The 24,833-nt window shown below is 65.4% G+C and carries 25 protein-coding genes; 7 read left to right on the top strand and 18 right to left on the bottom strand.

Annotation, left to right across the window (positions count from 1 at the left end):
* The first annotated feature begins 14 nt into the window (after positions 1–14).
* Entirely contained in the window at positions 15–965 is a 951-nt protein-coding gene (locus ACK4FK_RS17485; RefSeq protein WP_409746545.1) for a lysophospholipase, read from the top strand.
* Here ACK4FK_RS17485 and ACK4FK_RS17480 read toward each other — a convergent pair.
* The 11 genes from ACK4FK_RS17480 to ACK4FK_RS17430 all read right to left on the bottom strand — a co-directional run bounded on the left by ACK4FK_RS17480 (position 962) and on the right by ACK4FK_RS17430 (position 9,568).
* Positions 962–1,450 carry a MarR family winged helix-turn-helix transcriptional regulator gene (locus ACK4FK_RS17480; protein WP_409746543.1) on the bottom strand — a complete coding sequence of 163 codons (489 nt, stop codon included), beginning with the start codon at positions 1,448–1,450 and terminating at the stop codon, positions 962–964. The genes ACK4FK_RS17485 and ACK4FK_RS17480 overlap by 4 nt on opposite strands.
* 59 nt (positions 1,451–1,509) lie before the next feature.
* Positions 1,510–1,902: a response regulator gene (locus tag ACK4FK_RS17475; protein WP_409746541.1), complete on the bottom strand. Its 393-nt coding sequence runs from the start codon at positions 1,900–1,902 to the stop codon at positions 1,510–1,512.
* Between the two features lie 104 nt (positions 1,903–2,006).
* Positions 2,007–3,059 carry a chemotaxis response regulator protein-glutamate methylesterase gene (locus ACK4FK_RS17470; protein WP_409746539.1) on the bottom strand — a complete coding sequence of 351 codons (1,053 nt, stop codon included), beginning with the start codon at positions 3,057–3,059 and terminating at the stop codon, positions 2,007–2,009.
* A 26-nt stretch (positions 3,060–3,085) separates the two neighbouring features.
* On the bottom strand, positions 3,086–3,952 hold the full coding sequence (locus ACK4FK_RS17465; protein WP_409746537.1) for a CheR family methyltransferase: 867 nt from the start codon (positions 3,950–3,952) through the stop codon (positions 3,086–3,088).
* A gap of 15 nt (positions 3,953–3,967) precedes the next feature.
* Positions 3,968–4,528, bottom strand: a complete 561-nt coding sequence (locus tag ACK4FK_RS17460; RefSeq protein WP_409746534.1) for a chemotaxis protein CheW — start codon at positions 4,526–4,528, stop codon at positions 3,968–3,970.
* 18 nt (positions 4,529–4,546) lie between these two features.
* Entirely contained in the window at positions 4,547–6,832 is a 2,286-nt protein-coding gene (locus ACK4FK_RS17455) for a chemotaxis protein CheA (RefSeq protein ID WP_409746532.1), read from the bottom strand.
* A gap of 42 nt (positions 6,833–6,874) precedes the next feature.
* Positions 6,875–7,240: a response regulator gene (locus tag ACK4FK_RS17450; RefSeq protein ID WP_409746530.1), complete on the bottom strand. Its 366-nt coding sequence runs from the start codon at positions 7,238–7,240 to the stop codon at positions 6,875–6,877.
* Positions 7,237–7,551, bottom strand: coding sequence for an STAS domain-containing protein (locus tag ACK4FK_RS17445; RefSeq protein ID WP_409746528.1), 315 nt, complete (start codon positions 7,549–7,551; stop codon positions 7,237–7,239). The genes ACK4FK_RS17450 and ACK4FK_RS17445 overlap by 4 nt, the downstream gene beginning before the upstream one ends.
* Positions 7,552–7,720: 169 nt before the next feature.
* Positions 7,721–8,173, bottom strand: a complete 453-nt coding sequence (locus ACK4FK_RS17440) for a hypothetical protein (RefSeq protein WP_409746526.1) — start codon at positions 8,171–8,173, stop codon at positions 7,721–7,723.
* 202 nt (positions 8,174–8,375) lie between these two features.
* Positions 8,376–8,933, bottom strand: coding sequence for a hypothetical protein (locus tag ACK4FK_RS17435; protein ID WP_409746524.1), 558 nt, complete (start codon positions 8,931–8,933; stop codon positions 8,376–8,378).
* Between the two features lie 128 nt (positions 8,934–9,061).
* On the bottom strand, positions 9,062–9,568 hold the full coding sequence (locus ACK4FK_RS17430; RefSeq protein WP_409746522.1) for a hypothetical protein: 507 nt from the start codon (positions 9,566–9,568) through the stop codon (positions 9,062–9,064).
* 236 nt (positions 9,569–9,804) lie between these two features.
* On the opposite strand from ACK4FK_RS17430, the gene ACK4FK_RS17425 reads away from it, so the two are divergent.
* From ACK4FK_RS17425 to ACK4FK_RS17410, 4 genes are all read left to right on the top strand, one after another.
* Positions 9,805–10,995 carry a pentapeptide repeat-containing protein gene (locus tag ACK4FK_RS17425; RefSeq protein WP_409746520.1) on the top strand — a complete coding sequence of 397 codons (1,191 nt, stop codon included), beginning with the start codon at positions 9,805–9,807 and terminating at the stop codon, positions 10,993–10,995.
* Positions 10,996–11,022: 27 nt separating this feature from the next.
* The gene (locus ACK4FK_RS17420; RefSeq protein ID WP_409746518.1) at positions 11,023–11,676 is read left to right on the top strand and encodes a chemoreceptor glutamine deamidase CheD; all 654 of its coding nucleotides are present in this window, start codon (positions 11,023–11,025) and stop codon (positions 11,674–11,676) included.
* A 25-nt stretch (positions 11,677–11,701) separates the two neighbouring features.
* A complete protein-coding gene (locus ACK4FK_RS17415) occupies positions 11,702–12,253 on the top strand; it encodes a PleD family two-component system response regulator (protein ID WP_409746516.1) in 552 nt (183 codons plus the stop codon).
* A 118-nt stretch (positions 12,254–12,371) separates the two neighbouring features.
* Positions 12,372–12,815, top strand: a complete 444-nt coding sequence (locus tag ACK4FK_RS17410) for a DUF2794 domain-containing protein (protein WP_409746514.1) — start codon at positions 12,372–12,374, stop codon at positions 12,813–12,815.
* A 66-nt stretch (positions 12,816–12,881) separates the two neighbouring features.
* Here the strand turns inward: ACK4FK_RS17410 and ACK4FK_RS17405 are convergent, their stop codons facing one another.
* The 4 genes from ACK4FK_RS17405 to ACK4FK_RS17390 all read right to left on the bottom strand — a co-directional run bounded on the left by ACK4FK_RS17405 (position 12,882) and on the right by ACK4FK_RS17390 (position 17,027).
* Positions 12,882–13,094, bottom strand: coding sequence for a hypothetical protein (locus ACK4FK_RS17405; protein ID WP_409746512.1), 213 nt, complete (start codon positions 13,092–13,094; stop codon positions 12,882–12,884).
* 150 nt (positions 13,095–13,244) lie between these two features.
* A complete protein-coding gene (locus tag ACK4FK_RS17400) occupies positions 13,245–14,561 on the bottom strand; it encodes a tetratricopeptide repeat protein (RefSeq protein WP_409746510.1) in 1,317 nt (438 codons plus the stop codon).
* Positions 14,562–14,574: 13 nt separating this feature from the next.
* On the bottom strand, positions 14,575–16,068 hold the full coding sequence (locus tag ACK4FK_RS17395) for a M81 family metallopeptidase (RefSeq protein ID WP_409746508.1): 1,494 nt from the start codon (positions 16,066–16,068) through the stop codon (positions 14,575–14,577).
* Positions 16,069–16,301: 233 nt separating this feature from the next.
* Complete coding sequence (locus tag ACK4FK_RS17390; RefSeq protein ID WP_409746505.1) at positions 16,302–17,027, bottom strand: Bax inhibitor-1/YccA family protein; 726 nt, start codon at positions 17,025–17,027, stop codon at positions 16,302–16,304.
* Between the two features lie 252 nt (positions 17,028–17,279).
* Here ACK4FK_RS17390 and ACK4FK_RS17385 point away from each other — a divergent pair, with 252 nt between their 5' ends.
* The gene (locus ACK4FK_RS17385) at positions 17,280–18,467 is read left to right on the top strand and encodes a Bcr/CflA family multidrug efflux MFS transporter (RefSeq protein ID WP_409746503.1); all 1,188 of its coding nucleotides are present in this window, start codon (positions 17,280–17,282) and stop codon (positions 18,465–18,467) included.
* Between the two features lie 96 nt (positions 18,468–18,563).
* The gene (locus ACK4FK_RS17380; protein ID WP_409746501.1) at positions 18,564–19,559 is read left to right on the top strand and encodes a phytanoyl-CoA dioxygenase family protein; all 996 of its coding nucleotides are present in this window, start codon (positions 18,564–18,566) and stop codon (positions 19,557–19,559) included.
* Between the two features lie 39 nt (positions 19,560–19,598).
* Here ACK4FK_RS17380 and ACK4FK_RS17375 read toward each other — a convergent pair whose 3' ends face one another.
* From ACK4FK_RS17375 to ACK4FK_RS17365, 3 genes are all read right to left on the bottom strand, one after another.
* Positions 19,599–21,464 (bottom strand): GSCFA domain-containing protein, encoded by a 1,866-nt coding sequence (locus ACK4FK_RS17375; protein WP_409746499.1) that lies wholly within the window; start codon positions 21,462–21,464, stop codon positions 19,599–19,601.
* Positions 21,465–21,571: 107 nt separating this feature from the next.
* Positions 21,572–24,082, bottom strand: coding sequence for an ABC transporter permease (locus ACK4FK_RS17370; RefSeq protein ID WP_409746497.1), 2,511 nt, complete (start codon positions 24,080–24,082; stop codon positions 21,572–21,574).
* Entirely contained in the window at positions 24,082–24,798 is a 717-nt protein-coding gene (locus ACK4FK_RS17365) for an ABC transporter ATP-binding protein (protein WP_409746495.1), read from the bottom strand. Before ACK4FK_RS17365 ends, ACK4FK_RS17370 begins: the two co-directional genes overlap by 1 nt.
* Between the last annotated feature and the right edge of the window lie 35 nt (positions 24,799–24,833).

The following is a 24,833-nucleotide window of genomic DNA, read 5'->3' as shown; positions in this document are numbered from 1 at the left end:
GCTAAAGTCGGTGCATGACCCTGCCGACCCTGACCCTGACTTCGCCGGCCGATGGCCTCGTGCTGCAAGGCTATGAATGGCTGCCGCCCGACCCGGCGGCCTGCCGGGCCGTTGTGGTGATCGCCCATGGCATGGCCGAGCATGCCGGCCGCTATGCCCGCTTCGCCTCCGCGCTGAACGCCGCCGGCTTTGCCGTCTATGCCTTCGACCATCGCGGCCACGGCCACAGCGCGCGCAGCCTGGCCGAACTGGGCCATATGGCCGACCGCGATGGCTGGAACCGCGCCGTGGCCGACCTGGCTGCCGCCTGCGCCCTGGCGCAGCAGCGCCATCCCGCGCGGCCGCTGCTGCTGTTCGGTCATTCCATGGGCTCGTTCATGGCCCAGCAGATGCTGTATGAACACGGCGCCCAGCTGGCCGGCTGCGTGCTCTGCGCCTCCAACGGCAAGCCGCCGTCGATCGCTGCCCTGGGCCGGCTGGTGGCGCGGCTGGAGCGCCTGCGCCGCGGCCGTCGCGGCATCAGCCCGCTGATCCAGAGCCTGTCCTTCGATGCCTTCAACAAGCGGTTCCAGCCGGCGCGCACGGAGTTCGACTGGCTCTCCCGCGATCCGGCCGAAGTGGACAAGTATGTTGGCGATCCCTTCTGCGGTTTTCCGATCACGGTGCAGGCCTGGATCGACTTCCTGGACGGATTGAGCGAGATGGCGCAGCCAGAGAACCAGCGCCGGATTCCCAAAACCCTGCCGGTCTTCGTCATCGCCGGCAGCCATGACCCGGTCTCGGGCGGCGGCAAGGGGTTGCGGCAGTTGCTGGACGCCTATGCCGCGGCGGGCATGACAAGGGTGGCCAGCCGCTTCTATCCCGAGGCGCGGCACGAGCTGCTGAACGAAACCAACCGCGATGCCGTCACCGCCGACATCATCGCCTTCTTCGAGGGGTGCCTGACCGCCGCCGGCGCGCGTTAGGCCGATCCGGCGCCGCCGGCCGCATCCTCGTCGGCCAGCGCGGCCAGATTGCCGTAAATCCTGTTCAGCAGGGCCTTGAGCTGTTCCGCCTCGGTGGCACTCAGACCCGCAAGCGCCGCCCGCTCCAGGCTGGCGGCGGCGGGGGTGAGCGCTACCGTGAGGGCGGTACCGGCATCGGTGAGCCGGATCGCAATGGCGCGGGCATCGCCGGCATCGCGGTCGCGCGCCACGAGGCCCCGGGCCTCCAGGCCGCCGACCAGACGCGAGAGGGTGGAAATCTCGATGCTGGTATGCCGCGCCAGTTCGGTCAGGCGCTGACCGTCACGTTCGCACAGCGCCGCCAGCACGCGCCAGTCCTGCAGGCTGATGCCGGCATGGCGCAGTTCGGCGCCGAAGCGGCTCGCCAGGGAAACGCCGGCGCGGTTGATCAGATAGGGAAGGTAGTGGTCGAGCCTGAGTGGCGCGGGCGGCGCGGCTTGCGTCACAGAGCTCTGCGTCTCGGGGGCCGGTTTCGCTGACGCGGCCATCGGCGGCGCGTGGCGGGTCAGGCGCCGAGCTTGCCCAGCACCGCCTCGATCTTCTGCTTCATCGTGGCGGCGTTGAACGGTTTGACCATGTAGTTGTTCACGCCGGCCTGAATGGCGGTCTTGACCATTTCGGTATCGCGCTGGCCGGTGGCCATGATGAAGGGCATGCGCTTGGTGAGCGGGTTGCTGCGGATGGTCTTCAGCAGGGTGAGGCCATCCATGCCGTCCATGTTCCAGTCCGAGATGATCAGGTCGAATTTGTTCGAGTTCATGGCCGTCAGGGCCTCGGTGCCGCTCTTGGCCTCGACCACGTTCTTGATACCGATCTCCTGAAGGCAATAGCGGGCAATGCCGCGCATGCTCATCTGATCGTCAACGATCAAAACCCGAAGATTGCTCGCCGAAGGCATCTGGTCCCTCGCTCTTCCTCAACTCGCTGGGCCGGCCCATCCTGGACCGGGGGCGCCCACACTGTGGATAACATCATGGTATCTAGCGCAAAAAACAAGGTTTCTCAACGCTGTTTGCACCGGTTCAGAATCTCCTGCGCGATATGGCCGATGCCGGCTTCCACCTGCACCGCCCCCATCAGTTTGGCCGCCTTGGGCATGCCGTAGACCAGGCTGGTCGATTCGTCCTGGCCGATGGTCTGGGCGCCGACTTCCAGCATTTTCTTCAGGCCGACGGCGCCGTCCTTGCCCATGCCGGTCAGGATCACGCCGATGGCGTTGTGGCCGGCATGCTCGGCCACCGAATTGAATAATACGTCAACCGACGGACGATGCCCTGAAACCGGCGGATCATGGTTAAGCTTGGTGTAGTAGTGGCCGCCGGAACGATGCAACGTCAGGTGATAGTCGCCCGGAGCGATGTAAACATGGCCGGGGAAGACGCGCACGTTGTCCTTGGCCTCGGTGACGGTGACGGCCGAAAGCGAGTCGAGGCGGGCGGCGAAGCTGCCGGTGAAGCGCGGCGGCATGTGCTGGGTGATCAGGATCGGCGGGCTGTCGGGCGGCATCACGGTTATGACCTCCTTCAGCGCCTCGACGCCGCCGGTGGAGGATCCGATCGCCACGATGATGTCGGTCGAGTTGAAGCCCGGACCCGGGGTCAGCCGCTTCGGCGCGGCGCCGTCGACCGGCCGGTTGCGCGCCACCACCCGCGCGGTGGAAGCCATCTTCACCTTGGCGATCAGGTCCTGCCTGATCTCCTCCAGGGCATGCTTGATGTCGAGCGTCGGCTTGGGCACGAAATCGACGGCACCCATTTCCAGCGCCTGCATGGTGATCGAGGCGCCCTTCTGGGTCAGCGTCGAGACCATCACCACCGGCATCGGCCGCAGCCGCATGATCTTTTCCAGGAAGGAGATGCCGTCCATGTTCGGCATCTCGACATCCAGGGTCAGGACATCGGGATTGAGTTCCTTGATCATCGTGCGGGCGACCAGTGGGTCGGGCGCGGCGCCAACCACATCGATCTCGGGATCGCTGGACAGCGCCGAGGTCAGCAGCTGCCGGATCAGCGCGCTGTCGTCAACGATGAGAACCTTGATCTTTTTACCCGCCACGATGTTGCTCCCAGGGCCTGCCGGCCTTACGCGATCTTGCGATGGATGTTGCGGCCCAGCAGCTTGAACCGCTCGGTGATGCCAAACAGGTTCTCGGAATGGCCGATGTAGAGGAAACCGCCGGGCGCCAGCAGATTGGCATAGCGGTCGAACAGCACGCGTTGCGTGTCCTTATCGAAATAGATCACGACGTTGCGGCAGAAAATCACGTCGAAGGGGCCCTTCATCGGCCAGTTGCCGATCAGGTTGAGGTGCTTGAAGCTGATCAGGTTGCGGGCTTCCGCCACCACGCGCACCTTGTCCTCGCCATAAGGCTCGAAATACTTCTTGGCGATATCGGGCGCCATGCCTTCCAGCGCGCCGGCCGGATAGATGCCCTCGGACCCGCGCCGCACCATCTCGGTGTCGATGTCGGTGGCCAGGATCTTGGCGTCCCACTGCTTGATGTCGGGCATCGCGCGCAGCAGCGTGATCGCCGCCGAATAGGGTTCCTCACCCGAGGAGCAGCCGGCCGACCAGATACGCAGACGGCGGCCCTGGCTGACGGCGCGGGCGCGGATTTCCTGCAACGCGGTGGTGGCCAGATGCTCGAAGTGGTGGTTCTCGCGGAAGAACTTGGTGAGATTGGTGGTCAGGGCATTCAGCGTGGTGCCCAGTTCGCCGGTGCCCTCGGGCGAGCCGATGAATTCGATATATTGCCGGAACGTTTTCATGCCCAGCTTGCGCAGGCGCTTGGCCAGGCGGGCATAGACCATGTTATGCTTGGTGGGGCCGAGTTCGATGCCGGTTTTTTCCTTCAGCATCGAGCGCAGGAAATCGTAATCCCCTTTCGAGAAGCTGAATTCCCGATCCTCGACGCTGGGCGTGTCGGCTGTTTTGGTGTCAACCGCCATGGGTGCTCCGTCGGCTCAGGCCGCGGCTCCGCTGGTTTCGGACGGACCGGGCAGCATCGGCTTGCCGCTGGCCCCGTCGGCGGCCTCCAGCATGCGGCCGGAGAACATGCGCTCCAGGCCGATCAGGCCGACCATGCGTTCGCCCACCGTGATCAGGCCTTCCATGAAACCGAGGCCGCTGACCTGCTCCATGCTGGGCATGGGGCGGATTTCATCCTCGTTGATGGTGATGATGTCCGACACCGCATCGACCAGGATGCCGACGATGCGGGAGGCGACCGACACGATGATCACCACGTTGTATTTGGTGGGTTCGGTGCGGGGCATGCCGAAGCGGGCGCGCAGGTCGAAGATCGGCACGATGGCGCCGCGCATGTTGATCACGCCGCGCACCACCTCGGGCGTGTTGGGCAGCGGCGTGGTTTCTGACCAGGCGCGGATCTCGCGCACGGCCATGATGTCGACGCCGTATTCCTCGTTGCCGACGGTGAACGAGACGAGCTGCACGGTGCGCAGCGAGCGGCCGGCATGATCAGTGGCGGTTGCGCCGGTGGTGGGGCGTTCTGCCGAAGCCATCTGCGTGCCTCCTGGTGTTTACGCGCTGGCCTGCAGGGCCGGCGCTGCGAGGCGGGCCTGCGGGGAGGGGCGCTGCTGGGTTTCGTTTTCGGCGATGTGCTTGATTCCGGCGACGTCGAGAATGAGCGAGACGCGGCCGTTGCCCAGGATGGTGGCGGCGCCAACGCCGCGGATCGGATCGAAATTCTCTTCCAGGCTTTTGATGACCACCTGCTGCTGGCCGATGATCTCGTCCACCACCAGGCCCATTTTCGAGCCGTCTTCCATCTCGACGATGATGACCAGGGCCTTGGTCGGATCGTCGATGCCGCCAGGCACCTTGAAGATGCGGTGCAGATAGACCAGCGGCACATATTCGCCACGGATGCGCAGCAGTTCGCTCTGGTTGGCCACCACATTGATCTGGTCGGGCTCGGGCCGCAGGCTTTCCACGATATTGGCCAGCGGCAGGATGTAGGACTGGATGCCGACCTTCAGCACCATCCCGTCCAGCACGGCCAGCGTCAGCGGCAGGGTGAGGATGAAGCTCGATCCCTGGCCGGGCCGCGACTGGATATGCACGCGGCCGCCGAGCGACTGGATGTTCTGGCGCACCACGTCCATGCCGACGCCGCGGCCGGAAATGTTCGACACGGTATCCGCCGTCGAGAAGCCGGGCAGGAAGATCAGGTTGTCGATTTCCTCGTTGCTCAGCACGGCATCGGGCGCGATCAGCTTTTTCTCGATCGCCTTCTTCATCACCTTGTCGCGGTTGATGCCGCGGCCATCGTCGGTGATCTCGATCACGATGCGACCGCCGCGCTGGTCGGCCGAAACATGGATCACGCCTTCCGGCGACTTGCCGACCGCAACGCGATCATCCGGGCTCTCGATGCCATGGTCGCAGGAATTGCGGATCATGTGGGTGAGCGGATCGCCGAGCTGCTCGATCACCGTCTTGTCGATCTCGGTGTTCTCGCCGCTCATATCGAGGCGGATCTTCTTGTTGGTCATCATCGCCAGTTCACGCACCAGGCGCGGCAGGCGCGCGAACACGCTTTTCACCGGCTGGGCGCGCATCGCCATCACGCTTTCCTGCAGATCGCGGATGTGATGCGACAGCTCGGCCAGGCCATTGGCTAGTTCGGGATGCTGGTCGGCATGCAGATGCTCGGTCTGCTGCGCGATCATGGCATGGGTGATCACCAGCTCGCCCACCATGTTGACCAGCTTGTCGACGCGGTCGAGATCGACGCGGATCGAGCGCACCGCCTTGGTCTCGGCGGCACCGCCAGCGCCCGCGGCATCGGGCTTGGCGGCGGCCGGCTTGGCGGCAGCCCCGTCGCCGGCGGCGGCCTTGGCTTCGGGCCTGGCTGCGGCGGCAGCGGCTGGCTTGGCGGGGGCTGCGGCAGCGGCCGGGGCCTCGGCCTTCGCCGCGGCTTCCGGCGGCGCTTCGGGTGCAGCGGCCGGGGGATTCAGGCAGGTGACCTCAAGCTGGCAATCGTCGATCACGAATTCGAAGACGTCGCGGATCGCCTGTTCGCCCTTGTCGGTCTCGATCTCGAATTCCCACTTGATGTAGGCGCCTTCCGGATGGATCTGGTCCAGCGCCGGCACGGCCGAGGCATCGGCCTTGGCCAGAAAGCCGCCGAGTTCCTTCAGCTCGCGGATCAGGATCAGCGGCTCGTTCGCGCGCTGATACAGCGCATCGCGCGGCGTGAACTTCACCATGTATCGCAGCAGCGGCGCCTTGGCGCCTGCGGGGGCCGCCGCAGGCGCGGCAGCCGGGGTGGCAGCCGGGGTCGCCGGTTCGGGCGCGGCGGCTGGCGGTTCGGCCGCAGCCGCAGCCGCGGCCACGGCATCCGGGCCGCCGGCCTCAAGCTGGGCGTCGAGCGCAGCCAGTTCGTCGTCGGCGGCGTGGGGGTCGGCATTCACGCCCACGGTGGCCGCCAGGTCGATCAGCGACTTGCGGCCTTCATTCTCATGCTCGTCCGGCAATTCGGTGCCATTCTGGGCCGCCTTGACCAGGTCGGACAGGATGTCGGCGCAATGCAGAACCAGCAGGACGGAATCCGGCGTCGGCTCCAGCCGGCCGTCGCGCATCAGATCCAGCACGGTCTCGAAAATATGGGCGAAGTTGACCAGACGGTCGAAGCCGAAGGCGCCGGCGCCGCCCTTGATCGAGTGGATGGCCCGGAACACGGCGTTCAGCGTGTTGTTGTCGCCTTCGCCGGACTGGAGCGCCATCAGATGGCCTTCCAGGTCGCCAAGCAGCTCCTCGCATTCGGCGAAGAAAGTCTGTTTGAATTGGGCTAGATCATCCATGGCGCGTCCCGCTTCTGCTCCGCGTCACCCCCAACGCCGCCCTTACGGGCTGACCTTGCGGATCACCTCCAACAGCTTGCCGGGATCGAAGGGCTTGACGATCCAGCCCGTTGCACCGGCGCTGCGGCCTTCTTCCTTCTTCGACTGGCTGCTTTCGGTGGTAAGGATCAGGACCGGCGTCGCCTTGTTCTTCGGCTTCTTGCGCAGTTCCTTGATGAAGGTGATTCCGTCCATCACCGGCATGTTGATGTCGGTGATGATGACGTCGACGTCGTTGGTCTCCAGCAGGTCGAGACCTTCCTGGCCATTCTCGCCCTGGATCACATCGAAGCCGCCCTGCTTGAGGGCGAACTGCAGCATCTGCAGCATGGTCTTCGAATCGTCGACGGTGAGCACTCTTTTGGTCATGTCTGTACCGGCCATTTCATGAGAAACGAGAACAGGCCCAAATCGTCGAAGGCGGAAACGAAGGCATCGCTCGGCGACTTCACGATGAAGGGGATGCCATGCTGCTCCATATGCTGGACGGCAGACAGCAGGATCTGGACGCAGGGGGTGGACAGGCGTTCGACGGCGGAGGCGTCAATTACAACCTTGCCGCCGGAGGCCATAATCTCGTGGAAACTGTGCAGCAGAGGTTCGGCGGTGCGCAGATCCATGCTGGCAACCAGGCCGAGCTGGGTCGCATCGTCAGACTTCGTGATCGCGAACGGGTCCATTCACCATCCCCCTGGCTTCCCGCTGAACGGGAGCCTGCCGCAGCCAACCAAACGACAGCGGGCCTTGATGCGGCAAGCCTAGCCGAGGGATAGCTGTGACGGAAGGGGGATTGCCGGATAGGTTACCAAAAAACCACAATTTCGTCCGAGGCTTCGGACGCGATTGGTTTTATTGGGTGCGGCCCAGATCAATTGTCATATGCTGGCGCGAGCGCATCGCCAGAACGATCTCGTGATAGCGCTGACGCAGTTCCTGACGGGTGCCGCCGGCGAGCTGGAACATCAGCATGATCGCGCTTTCCAGGTCGTCGGCGCAGCGCCCGACGCTGTCCAAATCGCCATCGGCCATCTCGGTCTCGCCAAGTTGGCGTAAATAATCGACGATCCAGAGCGAATGAACCGCAAGTTGTGCGAGCGACAGGCCGTGGAAGCGGGTTTCGGTGTTGAAGCGCTCGCCCATGCGGGGCAGGCGGCCCGCCGGCGCCGCGGCCTCGGCGTCCAGCCCCTCGATATCCTCCACATCCACGTCGATCACCGGATCGTCCTGGATCGAGGACGGGCTGTAGCCGGCATCCTCGATGCCCGAATCCACTTCATCGAACAACCCTTGATCGAGATCCACGGGTGTTCCTGTCCCAACAGTTGAGTCTCAAGGCGGCGAATCGGCGCGGCCCGATTCGGTTAAAATCTACCCGTGGCGATTCAGGGGGTCAAGAAAGAACCGCTAAATCGCGGGCTTATCCTGAATGAGGGCCACAATCTGTAGCGTTTGCCGCTGTTTTCCGGGATTAGGCGGTCTTGCGGAAGCGGGCCTTGCGGCCGGCTCAGGTGCCGATCCGGGCGCCGGTCTTCAGCACGACCTTTTCCAGGCCCGACACCAGTTCGCGGCCGATGGCGCCACCATCCCCGCTGATCTTCTGGCTCAGCACCACATACAGCGCGTCGATATGCGGTGACACCACCGCGCTGCTGACCCGGGCCTGGCTGTCACCAAGGCAATGCTCCAGGTAGTTGCTGAGGAAATGGGTGATGGTGGTGACCAGCGGGTAGCCGAAAGTGCCGCCCAGGCCCTTCATGTCCCAGCAGATGCGCAGCATGCGCTTGACGCCCTCGGGATCGTCCAGGTTGGTCTGCTTCATTTCCTCGAAAGCGGCGCGCATGCGGCCGAGATCGTCGTCGGCCCATTTGGCATACATCTTGTGGCCGAGCACCTGGATGGCGATCTCGGCTTCCTTGAGCGCTTCCTTGTCGATGCCGCCCGATCCCACCTTCATCTTCAGATAATTCGGGGGCGTGACGAACTGGGCCTCGCCCGCCGGCTTGGAAGAGGCGGCCCCTGCCGGTTTCTCCGGGGGCGGATTGGCGCTGTCTTGGTCAGCCATGCTTGCTATCGGCCATACTTGCTATCGGCGCTCCTGATGCGGCGGAAAAGCGACCACCACGGTAACGGTCGCAGGGTAAACGGCATGCCGGGCGGTCGCAACAGAATCGTTTGTAATGCACATGGCGGCTAGAACAGCTCAACTTCGCTTTTCTGCTGCTTCGCCGTGCGGTCCTGGCCCTGGTCGCCGCTGCCCAGCAGGTAATGCTGGAAATGTGCGCGCACCTGTTCCAGCGTCTGGCTGGCGATCAGGCCCTCGCCCCAGCCGGCGGCGCGATTGGTCAGGCGCGGCGCCCAGTTGCGGCCCGACTGGTCGCGGATGATGTCCTCGACATAGCGGATGGCATTGATCACATGCTGCTGGCGCTGGCTGCGCAGGTCGTCGGTCTGCATCAGGCTGACCACTTCGCCCATCACCGGTGAACCGGGCAGCTGCTTGCCCAGTTCGACCAGCTTGTTGGCGAAGGCCTGGGCGTTGGCGCTCTGCACTTTCTGCAGATCCTCGACCTCTTCCTTCAATGCCAGCAGGACAAGGGCGATGAAATCGAGCAGTTCACGCGGCGATGCCGGCTGAACTGCGGTCGTTTCGTCGCCTTCTGGCTTAAAATCTTGCGGCGGTGCTGGAGCCTTCCCCATAGAATAATTCTTTCATAAGCGGCGTGAATTTGCATTAGTCGGCCGACAATCCTCGGGCCTGTCAATTTGCCGGCAGCCCATCCGTACGACTTCCAGTTGTTCATGGGGGCATTTTTTTTCGATAACCATCCAAAATTCTAGGGAGATTTGACCGCGGCGCTGGCGTATGAGGGTGTGGCAAGACGCTACAGGCATGCTAACTACCGGTCAGGGCTGGCGGCGGGGCGACAGATTCAATGGACCCGATCGATATCAAAGAGATGCTGCATCACCATCATCTCTGGCTGAAGGGGATGCCGACCGGCAAGCCGGCCGATTTTTCCGGCCGTGACCTGGCCGGGGCCGATCTGTCGGGCGCCGATCTGCGGCGCGCCAGTTTCCGCAATGCGATCCTGCGCGGGGCCAGCCTGGCCAAGGCGGTGCTGGTGCAGAGCGATCTGTTCAAGGCCGACCTCAGCGACGCCAACCTGCAGGAGGCCGACCTGACCCGCGCCGACCTGCGCGGCGCCACCCTCGAAAACGTCAACATGGCCGGGGCGAACCTGACCGGCGCCAATTTCCGCCGCGGCCTCGAAATCGGCCAGAATCCCGCCGAGGCGGTCGGCTTGCTGCGCCAGAACGTCACGGGCAGCAATTTCGCGGGCGCCACCATGATCGGGGTCGACGCCCTGGGTGCCGATTTCAGCGGCAGCAACCTGGCCGGCGCCAACCTGCAGGATGCGGCGCTCACCGACTGCCAACTGGTCAGTGCCGACCTTTCCGGCGCCGATCTGGGCGGTGCCACGCTGGCCGGCGCCAATCTGGTGGGGGCCGAACTCAGCGGCGCCAACCTGGCCGGTGCCACCCTGCAGGGCGCCAATCTCACCGACGCCCATCTGCATGGCGTGGATTTGAGCGATGTGGAGACCTTCGGCGCCAATGTGGTGATGGCCAACATGGCGGCCGAGCCGGCGGCCGCCGCGCCGAAACCGCTGACGGAGCAGGAAATCCACGCCCTGCTGGCCGAACACAAGCGCTGGGTCGAGGGCGGCGACGGCCGCCCGGCCAACCTGCGCGGCCAGGATCTGAGCGGCTTCGACCTGCGCGGCCTCGACCTGTCGGGCATCAAGCTGCGCGGCGGCGCGCTGCGGGATGCCAAGCTGGACCAGGCCGTGTTCAAGTTCGCCGATCTCTCGGGCTGCGACCTGCGCGGCGCCAGCGCCCTGGGCACCACCTTTGCCGGCTGCAACCTGACCGGCGCCGACCTGCGCAATGCCCGTCTTTCCGCCAGCCGTTTCGGCAGCGCCGAAATCCTCAGCGCCAAGGGCGAGAAGACCGGCCGGCGGATATACACCGATCTGTCAAATGCCCGCCTGACCGGTGCCGTCTATGAAGGGGTGGACTGGGGCGACGCCATCCTGCACGACGCCAGCGGCCTTGAACCATGACCTGCCCCCAGCCATGATGGCCCGGCCATGAATACCACCTCAGGCATCCTGCGACGGCCGCCCAACGCCGATACCGGCGCGGCCGGTTCGGCCGGCGAGCGTCGCCGGTATTACGATCCCGTGCTGAAGGTGAATGTCGTTCAGGTGTTCCAGGGCGACTTCTTCGTGTCGACGCGCGAAGGCGAAATGCTGGCCACCGTGCTGGGCTCCTGCGTCGCCGCCTGCATCCGCGATCCGGTGGCCGCGGTGGGCGGCATGAACCATTTCCTGCTGCCCGACAAGGGTGGCGACACCAATCCCGATTTGCCGTTCTCCGCGTCGCTGCGCTACGGTAGCTATTCGATGGAGCAGTTGATCAACGGAATCCTGGCGTCCGGCGGCCGCCGCGAGCGGCTGGAAGTGAAGATTTTCGGCGGCGCCAATGTGCTGGCCGGCCTGCGCGGCATCGGCCATCAGAATGCCGACTTCATCGAACGCTACCTCAAGGCCGAAGGCTTCAAGGTCACCGCCGCCGACCTGCGCGGCAACCTGCCGCGCAAGGTTCAGTATTTTCCGTCCAGTGGCGTGGCCCGCGTCAAGCAGATCGAGGATGCCAGCGCCAAGACGGTGTTCCAGCGCGAAACAGCCAAGAAGATTACTGCCGTGCAGACTCAGGCCGGCAGTATCGAGCTGTTCGACTGAGGTCGGCTGAAGGGCTTCGCGCGCAATGGCATACAAACTCAATAACGTCGCGGTGCTGGTGGTCGACAGCAACCACAACCACATGCAGCTTATTAAGGAGGTTTTGCGACCGCTTGGTGTCAACCGCATCGCCGAGTGCACGAATGCCAAGGATGCGATCACCTATCTCGAAACCAACGTGGTCGACATCATCTTCACCGAATGGCACATGGACGGCGAGATGGACGGCCTAGGCTTCGTCGAATGGGTACGCAAGAACCCGGCCTCGAAGAACGTGTTCGTGCCGATCGTGATGGTGACGGCGCAGTCGGAAGAATGGAAGGTGATGAAGGCGCGCGATGTCGGCGTTACCGAATTCCTGGTCAAGCCGTTCTCGGCCAAGACCATGGCGCGGCGCATCACCGTGGTGATCGAGTATCCGCGCCAGTTCGTGCGCACCGACGATTTCTTCGGCCCCGACCGCCGCCGGCACAAGATTTCCAACTATACCGGCGAGGAGCGGCGCAAAGACATGCTGGAAAAAGGCGACCAGCAGATGGACGAAGACGCCGTCCAGAGCCTGCTCAACGAGCTCTAAGTCGCCGGATTTCCCGGTTTCCGGCGCGGCGTGGGGCAATCGCGGCTTGACGTAACGGCGGGGCGGGACCAAGATTCGACCAATCGGTGCGCATCGTCAGGGAGGTGTCCGTTCCGGCATGAGCGAGGTGATCACCTTGCAGCGATTTCGGCGTCCGGAGGCGGTGGAGGTCTTCTCCGCCGGTTCGGTCGCGAATGTCCCTGCCGATACCGTCATGGTCGTGCGGTCCACAGATCCCCGACCGCCCGAAGCCCGCGCCGCCGAGAGCGCGGTTTTTTTTGACCGGCGCGAATTCAACCTGATCCTCAATCTCTATGCCCGTATGGTCGGCCAGGGCGAATGGCGCGACTACGCCATCGGCCATGATCGCGAAAGCTGCAGCTTCGCCGTGTTCCGCCGCACCGCCGACGGCCCGCTCTACCGCATCGTCAAGACGCCGAAGCTGGCGCGCAAGCAGGGGGCCTTCAGCATCGTGGCGCAGGGCGGGCGCATCGTGCGGCGCGGCCGCGACCTTGCAGTGATGCTGCGATTCTTCGAGCCCAAGCGCGAAGCCGAATTCTGATCTACACAGCAAAAGGCCCCCGCCGCGTGGCGAGGGCCTGATTCTTTCGGCCGCTGATCCGTTCGATCAGGCGGTCTTTTTGGCCTTCTTGGTCTTGGCGACTTTCTTCTCGCCGGTCTTTTTCTTTTCGGCCTTTTTGGCAACCTTCTTTTTCTCGGCTTTCTTCGCCGGTTGCGAAGTCTGGGCTTCGGCGGTCGGGGCGAAGGCGGGCGCTACGGCGCCGGCCAGGAAGCCAGCCATCACAAAAGCGGCGGCGATCGTCTTCATGCGGTTCAACATCGGGGTCATCCCATGCTTTGTGCTGCATGCGGAAGGCCGAACCGGAAAGCGAATCGGACAGGCCGCTGCATCGCCGGCATTCTCGCTCTGCCGGATTCCGGCCGCAATGCGTGAATGTTTTGCGCGCCGCCTGTTTCGTTTACAGGAATTTTATATCTGCGCGAGCTGCGCCAGTTCGCGCCGGTGTTTCGGCACATTGGGCCGCTCGGCGGCACGTCGCTCGAAATAGGGCTTCACCGTTGCGATCTCGCCGGCCTTTGCGCCCGCGCGCAGCCAGAGCTGCCAGAACAGGTCGCGCTGCGCATGGCTGCCGCCGATCTGCTGCAGGCCGTCCAGCGCCGGCTTCAGGCGCGTGAAGGCCGTCCGCCAGTCGCCGCTGCCGTAAGCGGCCACGCCCTCGGCCAGCGGCAGGCCGACAGCATGCCAGATGCGGCCCATCAGCCGTTCGGGATTTTGCCGCGCAACGTAATCGCGCAGACTGGCCAGCATATCCGCGGCGGCGACGGCGCGGCCGGCCCGCGTCAGCCCCAGCAGGTAATGCGCATCCAGAAAGGGTTCGACATGCTCGGGCCCGCGCTTGCCGATGTATCCGGCCACGTCCTGCCAGCGGTCGCCGACATCCAGGCCGGCGAATTCCAGCCGCGCCAGCAGGGCCACGGCATTCACCTGGTCCTGGCTGTATTCCTTCCACACGCCCCAGACGCGGTCGTCGTAGAGCCGGAGTGCCTGTTCCGGCCGGTCGCTGTCGATGGCAAACAATGCGGCATGCCACCAGTTGTGACTCAGCATGAAGGAATTGCGGTCGGCCCAGGTATCGGCCAGTCCGCTCATGAAGTCGAAACCCTCCGCGCAGCGACCCTGGGTTTCCATCACATGGGCGATGGCGTGATGCGCCCAGGGTTCGGCGCGTTTCATGGCAATCGCCTGGCGGGCGGCAGTCTCGGCCTCGTCCAGCCGGTTCATCTCCTCCAGCGCGAAGGCCAGCATGCCATGCATCTCCGGCACATGCCGATGCACCGGCAGGGCGGCCTCGGCGACTTCCAGCATGCCGGCCAGGTCGCCGACATGGAACATGTGGAACTGGGTCATCTTCACGGCGGCCAGATCCTGCGGCCAGCGGCGATTGATCTCGCGGCACAGCGCAATCGCGGTTTCGGCATCGCCATCCACCCAGGCGGCAACCTGCGCATGCCACAGTTTTTCCCGCTCGGTTGCCGTGTCGAGATGCGGTTCGGCCTGCCGCAGCCAGGGCGCGGCCTTCACCGACGATTGCCCGGTCTGCAGAAACATCTCCAGTGCGGCGGCCTTGGCCTGCGCCATCACGCAGGCTGGATCGGTCTTTGCCGCCTCCCACACGGCCGCCGCCGTGGTGCCATAGGTGATGAAGCTGGTGTCGAAGGTATCCAGGCCGGCGACAACCGCCGGATCGTCAGTGGCAACCGGAAGAGCCCAGCGGTCGTTGAGCATTATTTCGCCCGGCTCATTTGGCGGCGTCCTGCCAGTCGTTGATCTTGTCCAGCGGATAGATTGGCCGGCGCAGGTTCTTGTAGGGGATGATGCGGTTGTCGGAGGTGGTGACGCCCTCGCCGTCTAGCGTGAAGGTGGTCTTGGCCAGCGGTGCGAAGCCCGCGCGATAGTGGATGCGCGATTTCAGCAGCAGGTAGCGCTTGTGCTGCGGGTCGATGCCCACCGAAGTGAAGACCCCGGTGTCCCAGGGCTCATGATGCCGCGAAACGACGACGATCTGCATCCTGCCCTCGACTTCCAGCACGGCGGTCGGCCCCATCATCACCTTGTAGCCGTTATACATCGGGCCGCGCACGATCCATTCGCCGTCGGTAATCGTGCGCACGCGGCCGGTCAGCTTCAGCGGCCGGCCCTTCAGCTTCAGCGACGGCATCTCGCTCTTGCCGCCCAGCTCCAGCGTCACGGTGGCGCCCACGCCGGCCGCCTGCATGATGCGAACGGCCTCGGGGTCCCACACCGCGCCGACGGCCACGTCCTCCAGGCCCTGGCGCAGCACTTCCTCGATCACCATCATCACGTCCTGGGTGCCGCCCGAGCCGCAATTGTCGGCATGGTCGAGCAGGATCACCGGACCATCCTTGATGGCCTTGGCCTTGGCCACCGTCTCGGCCAGGTCGCGGTGCCGGTAGACATGCAGATCGCGCTTGTCCCACACCCTGGCGGCGATCGCGTCGGCGGCGGCATCGGCCTGTTTCTGGTCGTTGCCGATGGTGATCACCGTGGTGCCGGCATCCCTGATATCGGCCATGGCGAAGCCGCCGAACACGCTGGCGGCCGGCAGGCCCTTGGCTTCCTCGTCGCGGCAGGCCTGGATCGCCGATTTCATCGGCTCGTCGTCGGTGCCCTGGCAAAGCGTCTGCGACAGCAGCGGCAGCTGGCGCAGGGCCATGGCCGGTTTCGGCCGCCGGCCGGCGATGAAGTCCATCACCACGCGCCCGACCTGTTCGGCCACCACGTCCATGTCGACGTGCGGATAGGTCTTGTAGCCGATCAGGCCGGTGCAGTTCTCGACCATCTTTCTGGTCAGGTTGCAATGCAGGTCCAGCGTCACGGCGATCGGCAGGTCGGGCGCGATCTGGCGGATGCGCTCCAGCAGGGTGCCTTCGCCATCCTCAGTGCCCTCGGCCACCATGGCGCCGTGCAGGTCCAGCAGGCAGCCGTCGCAGCCGGCCTTCACGGCCTCCAGGATCGGATCGGTCAGGCGCTTGTAGGCATCGGCGGTGACCAGGCCGCCCGGCATCGCCTCGGCCGCCATCGGCAGCACCACTTCGGCGCCATGTTCCCGCGCCAGCTTGAGATAGACGCCCAGCGGCATGTTGGTCTTGGCATAGGCGTCGATGGCGGCCTGGCCGGTATAGAGCCCCCAGGACTCGAAGCGGGCGAAATCGGTGACGATCGGCGAGAAGGTGTTGGTCTCGTGTTTCACCATCGCGAGGACAAGCTTCATGGGGCGGGTGATCCTTGTTTCGTAAGCAGACGAACAAGCTTAAGTCCGCCGGATCGGCCTTGTCACGGGGGAAGCGAATGGTCCGGGCTTGGTTCGGGGCGGGGACGGGCCTGGACCCCGCACAAGAAAAGGCCCTGCTGGTTTCCCGCCGGGGCCCCAGAATGCACATGAAAAGAGGCCCCGGCGGTTTCCCGCCGGGGCCTCTGGCCGTCTTCTCGGATGTTAGGCCGGGATCACTCGTTCTTCTGGCCGAAGAGCTGCAGCAGGGCCATGAAGATGTTGATGAAGTTCACGTAAAGCGACACGGCGCCAAAGATGGCCTGCTTGGTCATCACGTCGGCCGGATTGCTTTCATAGAACTCCGACTTGATGCGCTGGGTGTCGTAGGCGGTCAGGCCGGTGAAGACCAGCACGGTGATCGCCGAGATGGCGAACTGCAGCACGCTAGAGCCCAGGAAGATGTTCACCACGCTGGCGATGATCAGGCCGATCACGCCCATGAACAGGAAGCTGCCCATGCCGGTGAGGTCGCGCTTGGTGGTGTAACCCCACAGGCTCATCGCACCGAACATCGCGGCGGTGATGAAGAAGATGCGCAGGATCGACTGGCCGGTGTAGACCATGAAGATGGTCGACAGCGACACGCCCATCGTGGCGGTGAAGGCCCAGTACAGGCCCTGCACGGCGCCGGCCGACAGCTTGTTGGCGCCGAAACTCATGACCAGCAGCAGGCCGAGCGGCGCGAGCATCACCACGAAAGCCAGACCGCTGCCGAACAGGGTCTGCATCAGGGCCGGCGACTGCGAAACCAGCAGGGCGACGATGGCGCTGAGCGCCAAGCCGGAACCCATGTAGTTGTAAACCCGCAGCATGTAGGCGCGCAGCGCCTCGTCGATCGCCGGACGGTCGATCGTGGTGGCGCCGTAGCCATAGCGCGGCTGGTTGAACGGCGTCGACATGTGTAAGCCTCCTAGGGTTATGGATTATGCTAGGCAATATTGTCGGTGCGGATGCCGAATTCAAGGGTAAACGCCAGCTCGCTCTCACGATTAAGTCATTCATCTGCCATGCTTTCAGGTATCCGTTTACCGCAGAGGGCCAAATGACGCGGTTTGTGATCCCGCGCACTCGTCAGTAGGCCGATTATCCCGTAGAACCGCGTGGCCTCTTCCGGCGGAAAACCGCCCCTCCTGGATCGTCCCGTGTTTCGCATGGCCAGTTCCGACAAGCCGCACGCGCTGTGGCGCCTGACGCTCATTCTCGGCGCGCTCAGCGCCTTCACCCCGCTCGCGGTGGACATGTACCTGCCCGGCCTGCCGGCGCTGGAGCGCGCCCTGGCCACCGATGCCGGCAAGGTGCAGCAGACCCTGTCGCTGTTTTTCCTCGGCCTGGCCATCGGGCAGCTCTTCTATGGCCCCTTAAGCGACCGTTTCGGCCGCCGCCTGCCGCTGCTGGCCGGGAACCTGCTGTTTGTGGCGGCTTCCGTCGCCTGCGCGCTGGCGCCCGATATCGACAGCCTGATCGCCGCCCGTTTCCTGCAGGCCTTCGGCTCCTGCGCCGGACTGGTGATCGCGCGTGCGATGGTGCGCGACCTGTTCGAGCCGCGCGAGGGCGCACGGGTGATGTCGCTGCTCATGCTGGTGATGGGCGTCGCGCCGATCCTGGCGCCGCTCATGGGCGGTTATGTGCTGGTGTGGTTCGGCTGGCCGGCGATCTTCTGGTTCCTGGCCGGCTTCGGCCTGTTCGTCCTGGCGGCGGCGCGGCTGTGGCTGCCCGAGACGCATGTCGCCGCGCCGGAGCGCCGACTCACGCTGGGCTCGGCCCTGCGCGACTATGGCGCTTTGCTGACGCAGCGGCGCTTCATGGGCTATACCCTCAGTTCCAGCCTGGCGATGGCCGGCATGTTCGCCTATATCGCCGGCTCGCCCTTCGTGTTCATCGATCTCTACGGCGTGCCCGCCGATGCCTATGGCTGGATCTTCGGCATCAACGCGGTCGGCATCATCGGCCTGTCGCAGGTCAACCGCGCCCTGCTGCGCCGCTTCACGCTGGATGCTGTGCTGGTCGTCGGCATCGCCGTGACCGCCCTGGCCGGCCTGCTGCTGCTGGCGATGGCGGCATTTTTGGCCGGCGGCCTGTTCGGCCTGTGGCTGCCGCTATTCGTCTATATCGCCAGCCTGGGTGCGGTGCTGCCCAACGCGGCCGCCAGCGCCCTGGCCGGCGAGGCGCACCGCGCCGGCACGGCGGCGGCCCTGATGGGTACCCTGCAATTCGCCTCCGGCGCGGTCACCAGCGCCCTGGTCGGCCTGCTGCACGACGGCAGCGCCCTGCCGATGGCCATCGTGGTGGCGGTCTGCGGCCTGGGCGGTTTCGCCGCGCGCCGGCTGCTGGTGCGGTAGCGAGCCGCTGGTTTTGGCGGCCGTCGTTTACGGTTTCTCAAAACCGTCCGGCCTTCTATGATTTCCGTGAATCCCGCGAAACCGATAGAGCCGCCCATGACATCGCCCGCGCAACAGATGCAATTCTCCGCCGCGCCGCCCGAGCGGCTTCTGCGCAGCGCCATCCGGCGCATGCGGCCCTATATCGCCTCGGATCCGGGCTTCATGGAGCAGAATGCCCGCGGCATCGTGGCCGACCTGCGCCAGACCTTTCCCGACCTGGCCCCGCCGGAGGCGCCGCTTGGCGACGCGGCGCGGATCTTCTCGAAAGCCGGCCTGCTGAAGCTCGGCACCTTCGTCGGCCCCGAGAAAATCGCCGACATCCGCGCCCATTTCGCCGACAAGACAGTCGTCTATGAAAACGAGAACCGCGATTATGTCGGCGAGGGTCCGGTCGACGCGGCGCCTGCGAACACCTTCGTGGCCAACCACGGCATCCGCGACATCCTGACCTGCCCGCATCTGGTCGACATCGCCAACGACCCGGCCATCCTGTCCATCGTGCGCGGCTATCTCGGCTTCGAGCCGATCATCGACACCTATTCCGTCTGGCATTCCTATGCCGGCCGCGGCATTCCGGGCAGCCCGCAGACCCTGCATCGCGACAAGGACTGCTTCCGCTTCTGCAAGCTGTTCGTCTATCTCAGTGACGTCGACGAGGAATCCGGTCCCCACGTCTATCTGCCGAATTCCCATCGTCCGGACCGCTTCGCCGAACTCTACCGGGCCTCGACCAACGACCAGCACAATCCGCTGCAGTTTTTCGTCGGCGGCCAGCGCAACCATGCGGCCTATCTGGAACAGGTCTTTGCCGGCCGCTTCGAACACCTGACCGGCCCGGCCGGCTCATCCTTCCTGGTCAACACCTATGGCCTGCACAAGGGCGAGCCGCCGAAGTCGCGCAACCGCATGCTGTTCCAGGTGTTGTATACGCTGCTCCCCTACGGCGACGTGATGGGTACCGCGACGGGGGCGCTGCCGCTGAAAGAGCTGCCGACGCATTGCGCGCCGACGCCCGATTTCATGTATCGCAATCAGCTTTACATCTGCTGAGACGCCGTTCTCGGCGCACAGGCCGTCAGCGCGCCATAATCAGCGCGCTGGGCGCCAGCGGATCGCCGTGCCAGGCAGGTCCGGCCGGTGCGCGAGGAAATGTGGCAATTCCTCCTCGATCACGATGCGGCCGGCCTTGGCCAGCGCATGCAACTGCGGCACCAGCGACTGGTTGTAGCCCTTGCGGGCGACCGATTTGCGCATCCGCCGGTCGACCTCCACAGCCACGGCATCGGCATCGGCGGCCAGTCCGTATTGCCAGCCCACCGGCTCGATATGCAGCACGCCGGCCAGGTTTGGCATGGCGATCAGGTGATCGAAGAAGCTGTCGGGCAGATAGGTGATCTGCTCGATGCTGTAGCAACTGAAGACAAACAGCCTGCCGGCATCGCGCAGATCATCGAGCGCGGCGTTGTAGTAGTCGAAAGGCGCGGAACGGAACTGAATCTCGGGAGCCAGCGCCGCCAGCTTTTCGGCGCAGGCGCGGCCGGCCGCGGTGTATTCCAGCGCATGCAGCCGCACCGCCGCCGGCAGGCCGCTATGCCAGAGCGCGAACAGGTTGGAGCCGGTGCCGCTGCCCAGTTCGGCGATGTCGGTCACGCCGGCGGGCAGGCTGCGGCGCAGCAGCCACAGCTTCTGGGCCTCGAACAGGCGGTATTCCAGGCTGCCATCACAAAGCGGGCTCTGCGCGATGCGGCCGGCAATGCGATAGCCGATTTCCTCCAGCGCCGGCTTGTTGGTTTCCGGCTCGCCGGCAAAAAGTTGCGCCATGATGCGGGGCAGGCTGCGTTCGCCACTGGCGATCAGCCGGTCAATCGCGGCGCGGGTCTCGCTCCAGTGATGTTCGTAGGCATTGCCCGCGCTGTCGCGGCGGTTGGTGACCATTGTGTTGTCCTCCACCGGCCTGGCCGGCACTGCCGTCGCAGCCGGCGCCGCGGCAGCGGCAGCCGGCTGGGATCCGGTCGCTACCGGTTCGGTTTTCAGGAAATGCGTCAGGAAGGTGGACATGATGGCTTCCACCTTTTTCGGCCGCACATGCCGGCCGTCCTCCTCGAAGGCTTCCGGATCGGTCATGCATAATTCGAAGGAGGGAAAATAATGCACGTTCTTGAATTCGCGGCAGATCTGCGCGGCCACGGCGCGCAGGGTGGATTTGCTCTCCATGTTCGCCACCACGATGTCGTGCGGCGAAAAGGTGCGCGACAGCGCCACGGGCGACACCGTGAGCACGATGTTGCGATCCGGGAAGGCATTGAAATACAGGCTGCAGAGCCGGCGCATGTTGTCCAGGTTCTGCTCGTAGGTTGAACCGAAATAGCGGCAATCCTGCATGATCTCGCGCGATCGCAGCTTGGGCGGCTCGCAGACATAGCGGCCGTTGCCGCGCTGCCAGATTTCGGTCAGGCCCATGGTCAGCACCAGCACGTCGGCGGTCATGATGCCGTCGCGTATGGCGCCTTCCATCAGGCGGCGCATGGCCAGCAGATCTTCGTGGCTGTGGGCGAAGAGGCGGCGCTTGTAGGGCTCCTGGAAGATCGGCTGGTTGCCCTTTTCCGTTTTCTGGATCGCCGCCCAGACGTCGGAGGGCTCGTGCTGCCACAGGCCGAAGGCCTTCTCGAATTCCTGCAGCATCGAGAAGGTGGTGTAGAACTGGTAATGCACGCGCTCGTCGTAGACGCCCCAGCTCGGCATTTCGTGCGAGGCCGGCGAGACATGCTTCTTGAATTCGCCGGTCAGTTCCGGCAGCAGGGTGAAGCCGCGCTTCGACAGCGCCAGTCGGATTTCGTTGGCAAAGCAGCTGCCCATGGTGAAGACGCGGTCGGCAGCGCCGATCAGGCGGTTGTCGTCCACGCCAATGGTGCGGGTCTTGATGAAATCGTCCCAGGTACGGTTAAGTTTCGTCACGGATTTGGCCTGCCTGTGCCGGTGCGGGCGCTTTGAGCGCCTACCCTACCTCGCACGGAAAGGTTAACGCCCTGTTGCCGCAGGCGCGGCCGGGGCGGGCAGGGCCGCTATTGCGTCCGCAGCAGTGGCGCCGGTTTTGCCGCCAGCGCCTGCCAGGCCCCGGCCAGACCCAACAGCAGGGTGGCGGCCACGCCGCCCAGCGCGGTGGCCGCGGCCACGCCCGGGGCGAAGTAGAAACTGGCATTCATCATCTGCGTCACCATCGCCCAGGCGGCCAGCCAGCCAAGTCCGAAGGCCATCAGGGCGCCGACCAGGCCGACGCTGCCATATTCGATCAGATGGGCCACGATGATGTCGCGCCGCGTGGCGCCCAACGCCTTCAGGATGGCGCCTTCCCGCAGCCGCCGGCGATGCTCGGCCGCCAGCGCGCCGGCCAGCACGATCAGGCCGGCAATCAGCGTCACGCCGGCCGCCCCGCGTACCGCGCCGCCCAGCTTGGCCACCATGGCGTTCAGTTCGGTCAGCACATCCTTCATGCGCACGACCGAGATGTTGGGATATTGCTGCGTCACCGCGCGGAACAGGGCGGTTTCGGCCTCGGGCGTCGCCTTCACGGTGGCCAGCATGGTATGCGGCGCGCGTTCCAGCAGGCCGGGCGAGAAGACCAGCACGAAGTTGATGCCGAAGGAGGTCCAGTCCAGCCGGCGGATGTTGGCCACCTCGGCCTCGATGTCGCGGCCCAGGATGTTCACGGTCAGACGGTCGCCAATCCCGACATTCAGTCCCTTGGCTGCGCGTTCCTCGATCGAGATCAGCGGCGGGCCGTTGTAATCGCGCGGCCACCAGTCGCCGGCGATGAGCGTCGAACCTTCCGGCAAGTCGCGCGCGTAGGTCAGGCCGCGATCGCCCTGCAGCACCCAGCGCTGGTCGGGCGATGCCTCGATCCGCTCGCTGGGCACGCCCTTGATGCTTGAGATGCGGCCACGCAGGTTGGGCACGGTTTCCAGGTCGCGGGCGCCGGGCACGGCGGCGACGGTGGCGCGGAACTGCTCGATCTGCGCGGGCTGGATGTCGACGAAGAAAAAGGCCGGCGCCTCGTCGGGCAGGCGTTCCTCCACCTGGGCATGCAGGTTGCTTTCCACCAGCGCGATGGCGGTCAGCAGGGTGAGCGACACGCCCAGCGACAGCAGCAGCGCGGCGGTGGCCGCACCCGGCCGGTGCAGGCTGGCCATGGCCAGTTTCAGCCGCACGCCGCGCGGCGGCCGGGCATGGCGGGTCAGAGCGGCAATTCCGGCGGCGATCAGCCGGAACAGCAGGAAAGCGACCACCGCACCGATCACGAAGGCCATGGCGAAGCGGCGTTCCTCGGCACCGAACACCGCCAGCGCGGCCAGAAGCGCAAACAGGCCGAGCGTGGCGATCACATAGATCGGCCGCGGCCAGCGGCGGTTCGGCGCCACCAGGTCGCGATAGAGCGCGGCGGGACGGATGTCGGCGGCGCGTGCCAGCGGCCAGATGGTGAAGGCCAGCGCCACCAGCAGGCCATAGCAGGCGGCGAGCGCCAGCGGCTGCCAGTACAGGCCCGGCACCAGCGGCAGCGGCAGCACGGTGGCCAGCGCGCCAGCGGCCAGATTGGGCAGGGCGGTGCCGATGGCCAGCCCGAGCAGGATGCCGAACCCGGCCAGCAGCAGGGTCTGCCACAGATAGACGCGGAAGATCAGTCCGGTGGTGGCGCCGAGCGATTTCAGCGTGGCGATGGTGGGCGTCTTGCCCTCCAGATGGGCATGCACCGCATTGGCGACGCCGACGCCGCCGATCAGCAGGGCGGTCAGGCCGACCAGCACCAGGAACAAGGCGGCGCGATCGAGGAAGCGGCGTACGCCGGGGCTGCCTTCCTTCCAGTCGCGGATGCGCCAGCCCGCATCGGCCTGTTCGGCCTTTGCCGCGGCTTCCACGCCGGCGGCCTCCAGACCGGGATTCAGCCGGATGCGGTAATGCCAGTGCGCCAGCGTGCCCGGCTGCACCAGCCTGGTGGCATCCAGCGCGCTCTCCGCGATCATCACGCGCGGACCCAGCGTCAGTCCCTCGGTGGCGCGGTCGGGCTCACGCGCGATCACCGCGCGGATCACGAATTCTGCCTCGCCGATGCCGAGGCGGTCGCCGATCGCGGCATCCAGGCGGATCAGGGTCTGCGGATCGACGGCGGCGCCGGGCAGGCCATCCTGCACGGCCAGCGCCGTGGCGAGATCGCCGCCGTTTTCGAGCGCCACGCTGCCATAGAGCGGATAGGCGCCATCCACCGCCTTCAACTCGATCAGCGCACGCTGGTCGCTGCGCAGGGCATGGGCCATGGCGCGCATCTGCACGCTTTCGGAAACCTCGCCCTGGCGCTGCAGAAAAGCGGACTCCTCAGGCGTGGCGCCGCGATGGGTGAGGCGGAATTCGATATCGCCGCCCAGCAGGCTGCGGCCGTCGCGTTCCAGGCCGGTGACGATGGCGGCCGACAGCGTACCGATGCCGGCGATCACTGCCACGCCCAGCGCCAGGCAGGCGACGAACAGCCGGAAGCCGCGCAGGCCGCCGCGCAGTTCGCGCAACGAAAACCGCAGCGACAGCATCAGCCCACCGCCTGCCGACGCTGCGGCTCGATGGTCTTGATGCGGCCATCCTCGATGCGCACCACATGGTCGCACAGGGCGGCAAGCTTTTCGTCATGCGTGATGAGGATCAGGGTTGAGTTGAGTCGCGCGGCCTCGCCGAACATCAGGTCGATGATGGCGTGGCCGGTAGCGCCATCCAGGTTGCCGGTTGGCTCGTCGGCCAGCAGCAGCGCGGGTTTCGGCGCCACCGCGCGGGCCAAGGCCACGCGCTGCTGTTCGCCGCCGGAAAGCTGCATCGGATAATGGTCCATGCGGTGCGACAGGCCCACCTGCTCCAGTGCCGTCCGCGCCCGCTCTGCCGCATCGCCGGCGCCGGCGAGTTCCAGCGGCACCGCCACGTTCTCCAGCGCCGTCATGGTCGGGATGAGATGAAAGCTCTGGAACACGATGCCGATGCGGTTGCGGCGCCACAGCGCCAGCCGGTCCTCGCTCATGTCGTTGAGGTCAGCGCCGGCCACATGCACGCGGCCGCCGCTCACGCGCTCCAATCCGGCCAGAACGGCCAGCAGGGTCGATTTGCCCGAGCCGGAGGGCCCCACTATGCCGATGCGTTCGCCGGCCTGCACCGCCAGGTCGATACCGCGCAGGATATTGACCGGCCCGGCCGTGCTGGCGAGAGTGAGCCGGACGTCCTGCAATTCGACAACCGGCAGATTTGCCTTACCTAACGCCATGGGTGCGGTTCACCTTTTCGGGAAAATCATGCGGA

This window comes from Ferrovibrio sp. (genome assembly GCF_046297895.1).
Classification (GTDB): domain Bacteria; phylum Pseudomonadota; class Alphaproteobacteria; order Ferrovibrionales; family Ferrovibrionaceae; genus Ferrovibrio.
The sequence above is the reverse complement of the archived record's forward strand: the minus strand, read 5'-3'. Positions and strand labels throughout refer to the sequence as shown.